Origin of the sequence: uncultured Psychromonas sp. (assembly GCF_947489755.1) — a bacterium.
Lineage (GTDB): Bacteria > Pseudomonadota > Gammaproteobacteria > Enterobacterales > Psychromonadaceae > Psychromonas.
Genome location: NZ_CANLFB010000026.1, coordinates 16,550 through 31,861 on the forward strand (window position 1 = coordinate 16,550; position 15,312 = coordinate 31,861).

General features: G+C 37.7%; 14 protein-coding genes. 8 read left to right on the plus strand and 6 right to left on the minus strand.

What is annotated here, in order from left to right; all coding sequences use genetic code 11:
- Nucleotides 1-80 precede the first annotated feature (80 nt).
- From thiE to Q0794_RS13845, 6 genes are all read left to right on the plus strand, one after another.
- Nucleotides 81-1,589 carry a thiamine phosphate synthase gene (gene thiE / locus Q0794_RS13820; RefSeq protein ID WP_298942872.1) on the plus strand — a complete coding sequence of 503 codons (1,509 nt, stop codon included), beginning with the start codon at nucleotides 81-83 and terminating at the stop codon, nucleotides 1,587-1,589.
- A 12-nt stretch (nucleotides 1,590-1,601) separates the two neighbouring features.
- On the plus strand, nucleotides 1,602-2,351 hold the full coding sequence (locus Q0794_RS13825) for a HesA/MoeB/ThiF family protein (protein ID WP_298942874.1): 750 nt from the start codon (nucleotides 1,602-1,604) through the stop codon (nucleotides 2,349-2,351).
- 54 nt (nucleotides 2,352-2,405) lie between these two features.
- Nucleotides 2,406-2,606: a sulfur carrier protein ThiS gene (thiS, locus tag Q0794_RS13830; protein ID WP_298942876.1), complete on the plus strand. Its 201-nt coding sequence runs from the start codon at nucleotides 2,406-2,408 to the stop codon at nucleotides 2,604-2,606.
- A 3-nt stretch (nucleotides 2,607-2,609) separates the two neighbouring features.
- Nucleotides 2,610-3,422 (plus strand): thiazole synthase, encoded by an 813-nt coding sequence (locus Q0794_RS13835; protein ID WP_298942878.1) that lies wholly within the window; start codon nucleotides 2,610-2,612, stop codon nucleotides 3,420-3,422.
- A complete protein-coding gene (thiH, locus tag Q0794_RS13840) occupies nucleotides 3,406-4,524 on the plus strand; it encodes a 2-iminoacetate synthase ThiH (protein ID WP_298942880.1) in 1,119 nt (372 codons plus the stop codon). Before Q0794_RS13835 ends, thiH begins: the two co-directional genes overlap by 17 nt.
- Nucleotides 4,525-4,586: 62 nt before the next feature.
- Nucleotides 4,587-4,955: an RNA-binding S4 domain-containing protein gene (locus tag Q0794_RS13845; protein ID WP_298942882.1), complete on the plus strand. Its 369-nt coding sequence runs from the start codon at nucleotides 4,587-4,589 to the stop codon at nucleotides 4,953-4,955.
- A 107-nt stretch (nucleotides 4,956-5,062) separates the two neighbouring features.
- Here the strand turns inward: Q0794_RS13845 and Q0794_RS13850 are convergent, their stop codons facing one another.
- The 5 genes from Q0794_RS13850 to mutH form a co-directional block, all read right to left on the minus strand.
- Nucleotides 5,063-5,707: a lytic transglycosylase domain-containing protein gene (locus Q0794_RS13850; RefSeq protein WP_298942884.1), complete on the minus strand. Its 645-nt coding sequence runs from the start codon at nucleotides 5,705-5,707 to the stop codon at nucleotides 5,063-5,065.
- A 1-nt stretch (nucleotide 5,708) separates the two neighbouring features.
- Nucleotides 5,709-5,894 (minus strand): hypothetical protein, encoded by a 186-nt coding sequence (locus Q0794_RS13855; protein WP_298942885.1) that lies wholly within the window; start codon nucleotides 5,892-5,894, stop codon nucleotides 5,709-5,711.
- 53 nt (nucleotides 5,895-5,947) lie between these two features.
- Nucleotides 5,948-8,794, minus strand: a complete 2,847-nt coding sequence (gene uvrA / locus Q0794_RS13860) for an excinuclease ABC subunit UvrA (RefSeq protein WP_298942887.1) — start codon at nucleotides 8,792-8,794, stop codon at nucleotides 5,948-5,950.
- Between the two features lie 385 nt (nucleotides 8,795-9,179).
- Nucleotides 9,180-9,509 (minus strand): hypothetical protein, encoded by a 330-nt coding sequence (locus Q0794_RS13865; RefSeq protein ID WP_298942889.1) that lies wholly within the window; start codon nucleotides 9,507-9,509, stop codon nucleotides 9,180-9,182.
- 80 nt (nucleotides 9,510-9,589) lie between these two features.
- Nucleotides 9,590-10,261, minus strand: coding sequence for a DNA mismatch repair endonuclease MutH (mutH, locus tag Q0794_RS13870; RefSeq protein WP_298942891.1), 672 nt, complete (start codon nucleotides 10,259-10,261; stop codon nucleotides 9,590-9,592).
- A 652-nt stretch (nucleotides 10,262-10,913) separates the two neighbouring features.
- On the opposite strand from mutH, the gene rppH reads away from it, so the two are divergent.
- Both rppH and ptsP read left to right on the plus strand, forming a co-directional pair.
- The gene (gene rppH, locus Q0794_RS13875) at nucleotides 10,914-11,450 is read left to right on the plus strand and encodes an RNA pyrophosphohydrolase (protein WP_298942893.1); all 537 of its coding nucleotides are present in this window, start codon (nucleotides 10,914-10,916) and stop codon (nucleotides 11,448-11,450) included.
- Between the two features lie 32 nt (nucleotides 11,451-11,482).
- Nucleotides 11,483-13,753 (plus strand): phosphoenolpyruvate--protein phosphotransferase, encoded by a 2,271-nt coding sequence (gene ptsP, locus Q0794_RS13880; protein ID WP_298942895.1) that lies wholly within the window; start codon nucleotides 11,483-11,485, stop codon nucleotides 13,751-13,753.
- A gap of 124 nt (nucleotides 13,754-13,877) precedes the next feature.
- On the opposite strand, the gene sstT is transcribed toward ptsP, so the two are convergent.
- Nucleotides 13,878-15,110 carry a serine/threonine transporter SstT gene (gene sstT, locus Q0794_RS13885; protein WP_298942897.1) on the minus strand — a complete coding sequence of 411 codons (1,233 nt, stop codon included), beginning with the start codon at nucleotides 15,108-15,110 and terminating at the stop codon, nucleotides 13,878-13,880.
- Between the last annotated feature and the right edge of the window lie 202 nt (nucleotides 15,111-15,312).

Consider the following 15,312-nt stretch of genomic DNA (forward strand, 5'->3'; position numbering starts at 1 on the left):
TTCAATAAATATAAATGGTTAGTTGTCAGTCAACCACTGGCGACTAACCACAAATAACTAAGATAAGTTAAAGGTAAAATATGAATAATATAGTGTGGACAATCGCAGGCTCAGATTCTAGCGCAGGCGCTGGTATTCAAGCCGATCTTTGTACTTTTCACGACTTAGGGGCAGATGGTTGTTCAGTGATCACCGCGGTCACGGCACAAAACTCAAAAGCAGTTCAATTAGTTGAAAGTGTTTCTGAAAAAATGTTCACACAACAGTTAGCTAGCCTAGCGGAAGATATGCCAGCTAAAGTCATTAAAATTGGTCTTGTTGCGAGCGTTGAACATGTAAAAATCCTTGCGCAACAACTCGCTTTATATAAACAAACTTGGATAAATAAACCCTTTGTTATTTACGATCCTGTCGCAGTTGCTTCCACGGGTGATGACATGGCAGAAGAAGGTATTCTAGAGGTCATCAAAACTGCATTATTACCGCAAATCGATTTATTAACACCCAATGCAAACGAAGTATTAACACTCTCCGGCCATGCGCTTATTTCAGGTGAATCTTTTAAACCAGCCGTCGATAAGTTGATCGATATGGGCTGTGGCAGCGTGTTAATAAAAGGCGGTCACTTTGAGCTGGTGGAGGAAGTCGCATTAGATTATTGGAGTGATGGTAAAAGAGAAATCGCATTAACCAGTCCTCGTTTAAACAATGTTCATACGCATGGAACAGGCTGTACGTTAGCCAGTGCAATAGCGGGAGCAATGGCGCTTGATTATTTTATTGAAGATGCATTAGTGATTGCTAAAGCTTATTTAAACCAAGGTTTAAAAGCGTCTAAAGCACTCGGTGCTGGTGAAGGATCTGTCGCTCATTGTGGTTGGCCAACAGAGCGTGCGGATTTTCCTGAAGTCGTTTTACCTGAATCATCTATTGGTTATGAATTAGATTTACCGGGTCATTTAGAAGCTGGGCCTGGCTTTGAATCTTGTGATACTAACAAGCTTGGTTTATATCCTGTTGTCGATTCTGTTGAATGGGTCGAGCGAGTTTTAAAAATGGGTGTCAAAACATTACAACTGCGTATTAAAGACAAACAACCAGATCAAGTTGAACAGCAAATTATCGACGCAATAGCATTAGGTAAACAATATGATGCACGCTTGTTTATTAATGATTATTGGCAGTTAGCGATTAAACATAACGCTTATGGTGTACATCTTGGTCAAGAAGATATGGATGTGGCTGATTTGCCTTTAATTGCTGATGCAGGTTTACGTTTAGGGTTAAGTACTCACGGTTATTACGAGATGCTACGCGCTAAGCAACTTAAACCAAGTTATATCGCCTTAGGACATATATTCCCAACACAAACGAAAGACATGCCATCGGATCCACAAGGGTTAACGCGTTTAGCTAAATATGCCAATTTAGCGTCAGATATCGCGACGGTAGCCATTGGTGGAATCAACTTAGAACGCGCTCCTGCAGTATGGCAATGTGGTGTTGGTAGTATTGCCGTGGTGACTGCGATCACCTTGGCGGACGATCCACAACAAGTGATTAATCGTTTTAACGACATAATGAAATAAAGGTAATAGAGCATGTTAAGTGATGATGAATTATTGCGTTATAGCCGCCATCTTTTATTAGAAGATGTGGGGAAAACTGGACAAGAAGCTTTAAAAAAAGCCAACGTATTGATCATTGGTATGGGCGGATTAGGCTCGCCAGCTTCTTTATATTTGGCCGCTGCTGGTATCGGTCATTTAGTGTTAAGTGACTTTGACAACATTGAAGTGAGTAATTTACAACGCCAAATAACTTATCAAAGTGATGATATCGGTGAGTCAAAAGTAGAAGTGACTAAACGTAAATTACAACAAATTAATCCAGATATTAAAGTGCGTAGTATTAATAAAGCCATGCCAGAAGAGCAATTAACCATGGAATTAACCATGGCAGATCTGGTGTTAGATTGCACAGATAATATGGCCGCTCGCCAGATGATTAATAAAGCCTGTGTTAATGCAAAAGTACCGTTAATTGTCGGTGCAGCAATCCGTTTAGAAGGGCAGTTAATGTTTTTTGACCACAGCCATGCAGACTCATCTTGTTATCACTGCTTATTTCCAGACTCAGAAGAGCAAACATTAAATTGCAGTAACTCAGGCATTATAGGTCCAGTAGTCGGTACTATCGGTACATTACAAGCATTGGAAGCGATTAAATACTTTGTAGGTTTACCGTCGGGTATTAAAAATAAATTAAAGTTATTCGATGGAAAATCGCTAGATTGGCAAACTTTTGCGATTAACAAAGATCCAAAATGCACAGTATGTGGACAACATTAATCGGACACACTCATTAAATTGCACTGATAAAAAAGGTTAATTGGGCGGTACACAATGAAAATACACGTTAATGAACAAATAGTAGAGCTCGCAGATAATAGTAATATCGAGCAATTATTAACATATTTAGATAAGCCGTTAATGGGAAGCGCTATTGCGGTCAATCAAGAAATTATCAGTCGTTCTCATTGGGCGGACACAATTCTTAATGAGGGTGACAATATCTCTCTATTTCAAGCGATTGCGGGTGGATAAATCATGTTATTTGACGAAATGAACAAAAACGATCAATTGGTTATTGGTGATAAAGCATTTTCTTCTCGTTTGTTTACAGGGACAGGTAAATTTAACGACCAAAAAACCATGGTGGCAGCTTTAAAAGCATCACAATCAGAATTAGTAACCATGGCGTTGAAGCGTGTTGATATGCAACATCGTGATGATGATATTCTTGCACCACTCATTAAAAATGGCATGAATCTATTACCCAATACGTCAGGTGCTCGTAATGCCAAAGAAGCAGTGTTTGCCGCAGAATTAGCACGTGAAGCATTGCAAACGAATTGGATTAAATTAGAAATTCATCCCGATCCTAAGTATTTACTACCAGACCCAATTGAAACATTAAAAGCGGCCGAAATGTTAGCGAGTAAAGGTTTTGTGGTTTTGCCTTACGTTCATGCTGACCCTGTGTTGTGTAAACATTTAGAGGCTGCCGGTTGTGCAGCGGTGATGCCATTAGGTGCACCCATTGGCTCGAACAAAGGTATTAAAACAGCTGATTTTTTAGAAATTATCATTGAACAAGCCAATATTCCTGTGATTGTTGATGCTGGGTTGGGTAGTCCATCTCACGCAGCATTCGCAATGGAAATGGGCGCTGACGCTGTATTAGTCAATACTGCGATTGCTGTTGCCGGTAACCCCGTTGCTATGAGTGAAGCATTTGCAAAAGCCGTACAAGCTGGTCGACAAGGTTATTTGGCTGGTTTAGGCGGACAAAGCTCACAAGCCATCGCATCCAGTCCATTAACTGTATTTTTGGAGGCAGCCTGTGAATTTCAGCGATAAAATAAAAGAATATCAATGGGATGATATTCGCCTATCTATCTATGCAAAAACAGATGCAGATGTACAACGTGCTTTATCAAAACCTCGATTAGACTTAGAAGATTTTAAAGCGTTAATCAGTCCAGCTGCCGAACCTTATTTAGAGCAGATGGCACAAAAATCACAACAATTAACGTTACAACGTTTTGGTAAAACGCAGCAATTTTATATTCCACTGTATTTATCGAACATGTGCAGTAATATTTGTACTTATTGTGGTTTCTCAATGCACAACGCATTACGTCGTAAAACCTTAGATATGCAAGAAATTGAAAATGAATGCCTAGCCATTAAAAAAATGGGATTCGATCATATCTTAATTGTGACGGGGGAATCTGAACGTAAAGTGGGTATGGACTATTTTAAACAAGCTTTACCTGTTATCAAAAAACACTTTGCGAATATCACCATCGAAGTACAGCCACTTGATCAAGATGAATACAGTGAATTGATTGAATATGGGGTCAACGCAGTATTAGTCTATCAAGAAACTTATAATCCAGTGACCTACGCAGAGCACCATTTAAAAGGTAAGAAGTCAGATTTTATTTATCGATTAAATACCCATGACCGACTAGGTGAAGCGGGTATTCATAAAATGGGCTTAGGCAGTTTAATTGGCTTAGAAGAATGGCGAACAGATTGCTTTTATGTGGCTGCACATTTAAATTATCTTGAGAAAAAATATTGGCAAACACGTTATACTATCTCCTTTCCGCGTTTACGACCTTGTGAAGGTGGTATGGAAATTAAATCAGTGATGGATGATAAACAACTAGTACAATTAATTTGTGCTTATCGATTGTTTAATCCTGAGGTTGAGTTATCGTTGTCGACACGTGAATCTGAACACTTCAGAAACAATGTGTTACCGTTAGGCATTACCTCACTCAGCGCTGGTTCAAGTACCCAACCAGGTGGCTATGCAGAACAAGCCGATGTCGCGCTTGAACAGTTTGAAATAAGCGATGAACGCTCGCCTGCTACCATGGCCAATCTTGTAAAAGCACAAGGTTATGAAGTAGTTTGGAAAGATTGGGATCACAGCTTAACGGGTAAATAAAACGATTAAGCCAGTTAAATAGAATTCAAGATTGAATTAGTCATTATAAATGAGAATAAAACATGTCCGATGAACAAGAGATCTACGCGACTTTAATCGAGATCCGCGAAGAGCCCACTGCGTTATATAAAATACTAAAAATCGCCAATCTAGTATCAGGCGGCGGCGAAGCAAAACAAGCCATCGCAGAAGGATATGTTTCATTAAACGGCGAAGTAGAAACGCAAAAACGTAAAAAAATCTACGCAGGTGATTTAATCTACTTCAACGAACAATACTTACAAATAGCTATTGCAGGTGAAACGGAAGGTTATGAAGTTGTAGACGAAACACAACTGAAGACAGAATATGAAGTATCGACTCAGCCTGATGTAAGCAATACCGCGCCAGCAACTAAAGCGAAAAAACCACGTAAGCCGATTAGTTTTTAATATTGTAAAAGTTTAATTTTATGAAAAATATTAATTAAAAATTCGATACGTTAAGTACTTCTCTATTCTCCTTATAAGCCCTATCTATTCGATAGGGCTAACACCTATTATAATAAATTATGCTGATAATATTGGTAAAATGTCAGCACTTTAGACACATACTTTTGAGTCTCAGGGTAAGGCGGTATTTTTCGTTTATAACGCCTGACTGCTCCTTCTCCTGCATTGTAAGCGGCTGCGGCTAACGATCTTGTTTTAAATTCTTTTAATAATATTCTTAAATACTGTGCACCTGCATAGATATTTTGAGTCGGATCAAAAGCATCATTCACACCAAAACGTTTAGCCGTTTCAGGCATTAATTGCATTAACCCTTGTGCACCTGCTGATGAGATTGCATTACGCTGATAAGCAGATTCTGCAGTGATCACTGCATGTAAAAAAGCGGGATCTAACTGGTTCTTTTTCGCTGCTTTAAGAATAATAGGATGGTATTTTTTTTGTAATGTTTTATCGCGCGGTACGGCTATGTTGGTATAGCTTTTAGCTTTCCAGTTTTTAAAACTAACAGGTGCTCGATTAGTATCGCTACGTAATAAGAGTTTATAGTCTTTACTTTCTTTGCGCTCCGAAAAGAACTTATTACCACTTTTATCTATATACATATAAATATCAGCATTTGCGATCTGAGATAGGCTACTTATTAATAAAGCACTAAGGCAAAAAAATAAACGAATTAATGAGAGGTTCATTTTATTCACTAACCTCTTTCCATAACCCTAAACCGATAAGTAGAGAGAATAATATCCAAACAACATTATTAAAAGCTAACTGTAAACCCCTACCTCCTTGGTTGTGCTGGAAGTAGGGCGCGCCTAAGCCCATTAAAAGTGCAAAACTAATAAAGAAGGCACGTGTTAGCTTTTGTTGTAAGTCCATTTATCTCTCATGCTTTTTAACATTTTATTGTTGGTTTTTTATGTGAGTATTTCTTACGATTTACTGTTTTTTTTACTGTTCTTATCTAAAATCGTTTTTAAGAATTGCCCAGTATAACTACCTTTTACTTTTATTACCTCTTCTGGTGTGCCAGCTGCGATGATCTCACCACCACCATTACCACCTTCGGGACCTAGATCAATGATCCAGTCAGCTGTTTTAATCACATCTAAGTTATGTTCAATGATCACTAATGTATTACCTTTATCACGTAACGTATGAATAACTTTTAATAGCTGAGCAATATCGTGGAAGTGAAGCCCTGTCGTCGGTTCATCTAAAATATACAGTGTTTTACCCGTATCTCTTTTAGACAGCTCTTTTGCAAGTTTCACGCGTTGTGCTTCACCACCTGACAGTGTGGTTGCCGCTTGACCTAAACGAATATAAGAAAGACCTACATCCATTAAGGTTTGTAATTTTCTAGCGATAACAGGGACTGGTTCGAAGAATTTAAAGGCATCTTCTACAGTCATATCTAATGTTTCGTGAATATTCTTCCCTTTGTATTTGACCGATAAGGTTTCACGGTTATAGCGTTGGCCTTTACACACATCACATGGCACGTAGACATCAGGCAAAAAGTGCATTTCTACTTTGATCATCCCATCACCTTGGCAGGCTTCACAACGTCCACCTTTAACATTAAAGCTGAAACGACCTGGCTTATAACCACGTGAACGAGACTCTGGTGTTGCTGCAAATAACTCTCGAATCGGGGTGAAAATACCCGTGTAAGTGGCTGGATTAGAGCGAGGTGTTCTACCTATCGGGCTTTGGTTAATATCAACGACTTTATCAAGTTGTGATAAACCACTTATGCTTTTATGTGCGGATGCTTCTACTGTGGTGGCTTTGTTAAGCTTAGTCTGTGCTAGTGGAAATAAGGTATCGTTAATTAGGGTTGATTTACCTGAACCAGATACACCAGTCACACAGGTTAATACACCCAATGGTAAGTCTAAATTTACCGATTTTAAGTTGTTCGCACTGGCCGCTTTAAGTTTCACCCATTTATTGGTGAGTGGTGTACGTTGTGCTGGTATTGCTATCTCTTTACGCCCACTTAAATAGTCTGCGGTCAGTGAGTTTTTAGATTTTAAGATTTTTTGGTAGTTACCTTCTGCAATGATTTCACCACCGTGAATACCTGCACCCGGGCCAATATCAATAATATGATCGGCTTGGCGTATTGCATCTTCATCGTGCTCTACCACGATAACGGTATTACCTAGATCGCGTAGATGGGTTAATGTTTTTAATAAGCGTTCATTATCACGTTGATGTAAACCGATAGAAGGTTCATCTAAAACATACATAACACCCATCAAGCCAGCACCGATTTGGCTTGCTAGACGAATACGTTGTGCTTCACCGCCCGACAATGTTTCAGCACTACGCTCTAAGCTTAGGTAATTCAAACCCACGTTAACTAAGAAGCTAAGTCGCTCTAAAATTTCTTTTAGTATTTTTTCAGCTATTTGAGCTTTTTGCCCGACTAATTTAATGTCTTTGAAAAATTGTTCAGCATCAGCAATAGACAATTCAGAAACATAAGCAAGATTGACGTCATTAATGAAAACATTGCGAGACGATTCTTTTAAACGTGAGCCTCCACAGCTAGAACAAGACTGACGATTCATGTATTTACTTAAATATTCACGCATCGCAGGTGATTCTGTTTCTTTATAACGGCGTGCGCGATTAGGAATAACCCCTTCAAAAGCATGTAAACGTGAAACCTGATCGCCTCTGTCATTACTGTAAGTAAAAGATATTTTTTCTGAACCTGTACCATTTAGCACATACTGTTGGTGTTTTTTAGTTAACGATTTAAATGGCTTAGTGAGTGAAAAGTCGTAATGTGCAGCGACGGCTCTTAATATTTGGTAATAATAATTCGATTTACTGCTCCAACCTTCAATAGCGCCATCGGCTAAACTGAGTGAACTATCGGTGACAACACGTGCTTCATCGAAATATTGTTCAACGCCTAAGCCATCACAGGTTTCACAAGCACCGGCAGGACTATTGAAAGAAAATATACGTGGCTCTAATTCTGAAATACTGTAACCACAGTGCGGACAAGAGAAGTTTGCTGAAAATAATTGCTCTGGTTGGCTATCATCCATATACGCTAAAATAGCAGAACCATTACTGAGATCTAATGTGGTTTCTACGGATTCAGCAAGGCGTTGCTTTAAATCATCTCGTACCTTAAAACGATCGACAACGACTTCAATATTGTGTTTTTTATGAAGCTCTAACTTTGGTGGATCGCTTAAGTCGCAAATATCTCCATCAATTCGTGCACGTAAAAAACCTTGTGCTGCCAGGCTTTCGAATGTTTTAACATGCTCACCTTTACGGCCTTTTACAATCGGCGCAAGTAACATCATTTTGCTACCTTCAGGGCTCTCTAAGATCGCATCTACCATTTGGCTGACGGTTTGTGCATGTAATGTTACGCCGTGTGTTGGACAGCGAGGATCACCAATACGAGCAAAAAGAAGACGTAAGTAATCGTAAATTTCAGTAATAGTGCCCACGGTTGAACGCGGGTTATGAGATGTCGATTTTTGCTCAATAGAAATAGCGGGGGATAAACCTTCTATATGTTCTACATCGGGTTTTTCCATCAATGATAAAAATTGACGAGCATAAGCTGATAATGATTCAACATAACGACGTTGGCCTTCTGCATATAAAGTATCAAATGCTAATGAAGATTTTCCTGAACCAGAGAGGCCTGTGATCACCACTAATTTATCACGTGGGATAGTTAAGCTAATATTTTTTAAGTTATGTGTTTTTGCACCGCGTATTTCAATATTGTTCATTATTTCTCACTCATTAATACATTTGAATTGTCGTATTTGATGTCTGAAAGTCTTTTTATAATCATCATGTTGTATTGTGCATATAGTACACTGTAAATTATTACAGTGGTAGCATCGACATCATTGCTTTATTGGATTTTAATTCATGTCATTTTATGATTATCATGCCTGCTGTTACCCACTCTTGCTTAATTATTAATAATCATTTATCAATAGTTAGTTATCAATAATTAAGATGACTAGGTGATTAGCGTTTTTTAGCAAAATGACATTTCAGATAAATAGGGTAGCCGGAATTGAGTCACTATTGAGATTCAATAGTAAGTAGATACTGGGCCAATTTACTGTAACAAACTAATTACGTGTAAATAAGCTTAAAAGATCATTATTCTGATAGCGTTAAGACTGCATTTTTACCGCCGTCATTCATGCCATTATCAACGTAATCATAAGTACTCTCAGGTAATATAGTGAATTCCTGACCAGCTTCTGACGTGACTTTGTAGATAAATTGAAAGCGTTGAAAATCTTCTGTAGATATATTCTCTACTACTTTAAATTTACCGTTTTTAAATTTTTTAAATTCAATGGGTTGCCAGTGGTTATGCTCAGAGAGTAAATTAATGCTAGCCGCATTATTCGCGAGATCTTTACTAATTTCAAAAGTCACTTTAACAATCGGCTTATTTTTTAAAAATTGCTTTTTAATACTCATGTTAGATCCTCATAAAATATTACTTCACATTTAATCTACTGCAAAAATTGTACAAATTCTAGTCACATAATCAATGAAACTTAATTTAAATTAAATTGTTGGTTAATAATGTCTTGAGTGAATGCTTTTTTTAGGTAGAAACCACGAGGGCGGACTTTAATTAACTCACCATCTTCACCATAGGCATCGGTCACTACTTGTCCGTTGGCAGCCTTTGGGCGTAATTGTAAAACTTGTCCATCACGGGCACTAACTTGCTCTATTTTGCCTAGCGCAATTTTTTCCATTAGCTCATCCCAGTCTTGTTGCATTAATTGTTCTTGTCTTGATGAAGCTGTCCATAAAAAGCCATTGCCAACAATGCGTTCTGAAAGAGGGATTGTGCGTTCTCCTTGGACGGGTAACCACAACACTTTACTTAATTTATTGCGAATATTGCTATTGTGCCACGTTAGATGTGTTGTATGTAATATTGGGGTGCTACACACAAAAGTGGTTTCCAGTACTTTACCTTTGCTATCAATAGGGATGGTTTTTAATTCAATGCCTAAATGCTTAAAGTCTTGCTCTGGTTTGCTGCCAGCTGTTGCCCCTAAGTGCCATTCTATAAGTTGTCCAACCCAGCCTTTATTCTTCCGGAGATTCTCTGGTGTTTCGATATTCGCTATATCAGCAAGTTCCGATAAAGAATAACCTGCAATCGCTTCACAATAGGCTAATAATTGAGCTTCAGATTGTGGTGTAGCCTGCATGATAGCTTCCTTTCGTCAGTTAATAATAAATAGAGGTTTTTATTGTACGCATTTTTCTTATTTGAGGTTATTCATAGTTGTAAAATGAACTTACACAGAGTTATGCACAATTTTAGTGGATAAGTGAATAGATCGTAAGATCTTAATGTTAGTTTTTAAAAATGTGCATAAATATCTTAAAAATCAGTTTTTGTGTTTGTTTTTTGTACAAAAAATGCGGTCGAAGTTAACAATGACTATTTTTTAAACGCAGAAGATATTCACATTCGATTGTGAATTAAAAACACTGGATCTAATGACAGGGTGAAATGAAAATTTATTATATTTTAAGTTCAACTTATTGTTTTTTAATGTGATAATCATAGTATAAATAACATTATAAAGATCTTGTAGTTTGTGTTGTTTCCGTATTTTTTTATTTATGCTTAATTGTGCACATAGTTATGCACAGATTTAGTGGATATATTTTGTTAGCAATTTTCTGTAAACGTGATGTAGGTACTATCGTTTAACCTTTTTATAGTTTATCGGTTTGATGGTAAAGGGGTTCTGTGAAAGAATGCATTAATAATTATAATTTCATTTATTCTATTTTGTCGCTGATTTACTTGTGTATAAATAAGAATAGATCTTAACCTGACTAAGGTTTTTAATGATTGATGCTGACGGCTATCGTTCCAATGTAGGTATCATCATTTGTAATAAAAATGGTCAAGTTTTATGGGCTAAACGCTTCGGTCAGCATTCATGGCAATTTCCACAAGGTGGAATTAAAGAAGGCGAAACGCCTGAAAAAGCAATGTATCGTGAACTGTATGAAGAAGTAGGTCTGAAACCTGAACATGTAAAAATAGTTGCGAGTAGCCGTCAATGGTTACGATATAAATTACCTAAACGTTTAGTGCGTTGGGAATCTCCCGCTCCTATTTGTATTGGCCAAAAACAACGCTGGTTTTTATTACAATTGACTGCAGAAGAAGAGCAAATTGGATTTGAGACTTGTGGACATCCTGAGTTTGATGATTGGCGCTGGGTAACGTTTTGGTACCCTGTTCGTCAAGTGGTGTCATTTAAACGTGATGTCTATAGAAGAGCATTGGCTGAATTTTGCCATGCTGCGTTTTCACTAATGCACAAATCAGATAAAAAAAGAAATAAACGACCTCGCCGAGGTTCTTTTAAACAATAGGTATTGCCTTCCCTCATTAACAGGAGTGTTTTATGTTCAGCCAACTTCGTCAGATTGTAGAGCAATTCGGTGAGGCCAATACTCTTTCTGATGCGATGAATCTATTGGTAGAGCAAACTAAAAGCACAATGATCTTAGATTGTTGCTCTATTTTTGTGACGAATAAAGATACTAAAAAATTATCATTGATGGCGAGTGAGGGCCTAGACAGTCAAGTTGTTGGCGCAACACATTTTAACCTCGATGAAGGTATTGTTGGGTTGGTTTATCAAAAAGGTGAACCAATTAATTTAGCTAATGTTTCTGAACATCCTCAATTCAAATACCTTCCTTCAAGTAACGAAGAGCAATTTAAATCATTTCTAGGTGTACCGATTATTCACAAACGTGAAGTTCTTGGTGTACTGGTTGCACAACAAAGATTACCCCGTCTATTCAATGAACTTGAAGAATCATTCCTCGTTACGTTAGCTGTGCATCTAGGCAGTGTGTTAGGTGGCACGTTATTAGATCTCCCCGATGAGAAAGCACCTAAAAAGCATTCACTCCATCTGCAAGGTAGTCCGGCGAGTTCTGGGATCTCTATTAATAAAGCCCATGTTTTACAAGCTCATCTTTTATTAAGTGATGTTGGCATTGAGTTAAGTGATCAACCTAATAGTGAAATGGAATCCTTTGCTAATGCCGTTCAAGCCTGTGCAGACGAGTTTTCTAAAGTATCAATAACATTAAAAGAACAAGTCTCTAAAGACGCTTTTATGTTATTTGATGTGTATGGGCATTTGTTAAAAGATAAAGCGCTATTGTCTGCGATTGAACTACAAATTAGAGAAGATAAGTTAACCGCTAAAAGTGCCGTCAAACGCGTTGCTGAACGTTATATTGAACAGTTTGAAAGCATGAGTGACCCATATTTGAGGGAACGAGCTGTCGAAATTCGCGATGTAGGTCAGCGTCTTTTATATCATCTTTCAAATCGTGATGATGAAAAACAAGATTTTCCTGATGAGATTATTTTAGTCGCAGAAGAAGTGACTATTTCGATGTTGGCGATGATTCCGCCTGATAAATTAAAAGGCATCGTATCGGTACGTGGTGGGCTAAGCTCTCATGTGGCGATCTTATCTCGAGCACTTGGGATCCCTGCTGTATTAGGTGTGCCTTTAAGGTTAAAAAATGTAGCCCATAAAAATATCATCATCAATGGTTACGCGGGCACCATTATTATTGAGCCTGAAGCTTCTCTGATTGCGGAATATCAAATTCTGCTTGATGAAGAAAATGAGATGAAGGCTTTAGTTGAGTTAGAAGCGAATCAAGCAGCGATCACTAAAGATGGTTGTGAAATTGAAGTGTTACTCAATACTGGTTTAAATACCACACCCGACGTGTTTAAAGAGCAGAACTTCTCAGGGATTGGTTTATACCGTAGTGAACTCCCTTTTATGCTTAACAGTGCCTTTCCGACTGAGCAAGAACAGGTCAGTTCATATCAGCATTTATTGGAAGAATATAAAGATTTACCTGTCACTATGCGGACATTGGATATTGGTGGCGATAAACAACTAAGTTACTTCCCTATTACTGAAGAAAATCCATTTTTAGGTTGGCGTGGTATTCGTTTAACGTTGGATCATCCAGAAATTTTTATTGTGCAGATACGTGCGATGTTACGTGCAAATATTCAGACTCAGAACTTACGTATTATGTTACCTATGGTCGGCTCTGTTGGCGAAGTAGAGGAATCTAAACGATTAATTGTTCAAGCATGGGAAGAAATTTGCTGGGAACAAAAAATGACAGCAGAACAATTTCCATTACCGGATATTGGGGTAATGATCGAAGTACCTTCTGCTATTTTTATTATTGATCAATTAGCGCCGCTGGTGGACTTTCTATCAATTGGTACCAATGATTTAACCCAATATTTATTAGCCGTAGATCGCAATAATAGCCGCGTAGCAGATCTATTTGATAGTTACCATCCTGCTGTATTACAAGCGATGCGCTTAATCTTAGATCAAAGTAAAAAGAATAATATTGAAGTGAGTATTTGTGGTGAATTAGCGGGTGATCCTATCGGGTTACTGATGTTGCTTGGCCTGGGTTATCGAAAACTCAGTATGAATGCGTTTAATATTAATAAAGTTAAATATTTGCTGAATAAAGTCACTATCCCAGAATTAGAAGCTTGTACTCAAGTCGCTTTAAAAGGGCATGATGGCAACTTTATTAAACAAACTTTTATTAACTATTTAGATGAAAAAGGCTTAGGTGGATTTGTACGTGCTGGTAAGAAGTAGGACTTTAATCCTTATTGCTTAGCTAACTTTACTTCGCTAATACTATTTAAATTAATCTTATTTTTACCTATAAAAAAACCGATCAATTGATCGGTTTTTTTGTTTTAAATTAATGGCTAATGCGTTAGCTTTTCGCGGCTAAACTCTTAGCTTCTTCTGCACGACAAGCAGCAGTGGTGAAGATAACATCCGTTGAACTGTTTAACGCTGTTTCAGCAGAGTCTTGTACAACACCAATAATGAAACCAATGGCAACAACTTGCATTGCGATTTCATTTGGCACACCAAATAAACTACAGGCTAATGGAATCAATAATAATGATCCACCAGCTACACCAGAAGCACCACAAGCAGATACTGCAGCAACGACACTGAGTAAAATGGCAGTGAAAATATCAAACTCAATACCTAAGGTATGAACAGCTGCAAGCGTTAAGACTGTAATAGTGATTGCTGCGCCAGCCATATTGATGGTTGCACCTAATGGAATAGATACAGAATAAGTATCTTCATGTAAGTCTAATTTCTCACATAATGCCATGTTCACAGGAATGTTAGCTGCAGAGCTACGTGTGAAGAACGCGGTAACACCTGATTCACGTAAACATTGGAATATTAATGGGTAAGGGTTAGTACCTAGCTTGACATAAACAATGATTGGATTAACAACCAATGCAATAAATAGCATTGAGCCAACTAATACCGCTAATAAGTGAGAGTAGCCAATTAATGAATCAAAGCCCGTTTGTGCAAACGTCGTTGCTACTAAACCGAAAATACCGATAGGTGCTAATCGAATCACTAGTTGTACGATTTTAGAGACGCCATGAGATAGGTCATGTAGCATATTTTTTGTCGATTCATTGGCATGTTGAAGTGCTAAACCTAAACCAACAGCCCACGCTAAAATACCAATGAAGTTACCAGTTACTAAGGCATTGACTGGATTATCTACAATTTTAAATAATAGTGTGTTTAATACTTCTAAAATACCTTCAGGCGGTGATGCCACAATATCGGTTGTTATTAAGACAAGTTCTGTAGGGAATACATAACTAAATAGAACGGCAGTAATAGAAGCTAATAAAGTACCGATTAAATATAAATGAATAACTGGTTTAAGGTTAGTGTGTGTGCCTTTACTCTGGTTTGCTATCGACGATGCCACTAAGATGAAAACAAGAATCGGTGCAACGGCTTTTAACGCACTAACAAAAAATCCACCAAGAAATGAAACGGATGTAGCCGTGCTTGGTGAGTAGGTGGCAAGACAAACGCCTGCAATAATACCAACAACAATTTGTAATACTAAGCTACCGTTCATCATTCGCTGAATAAGGGTGGGGCTTGAACTCATAAGTATGTCCTATCTTTTTATTATTAACAGTGTGTATAAAACGTCTTATGGACACTGTGATTAATGGTTTAACGCTTAGTAGAAGCAAACGCTATTTTGGTATGGTGACTACAAGGTGATTGTAGTGACTAATCTCATATTAGAATTAATACAGATCATAATTTGGCGCAGAAAATAGCATATTTAACAGTAAATTAATTCA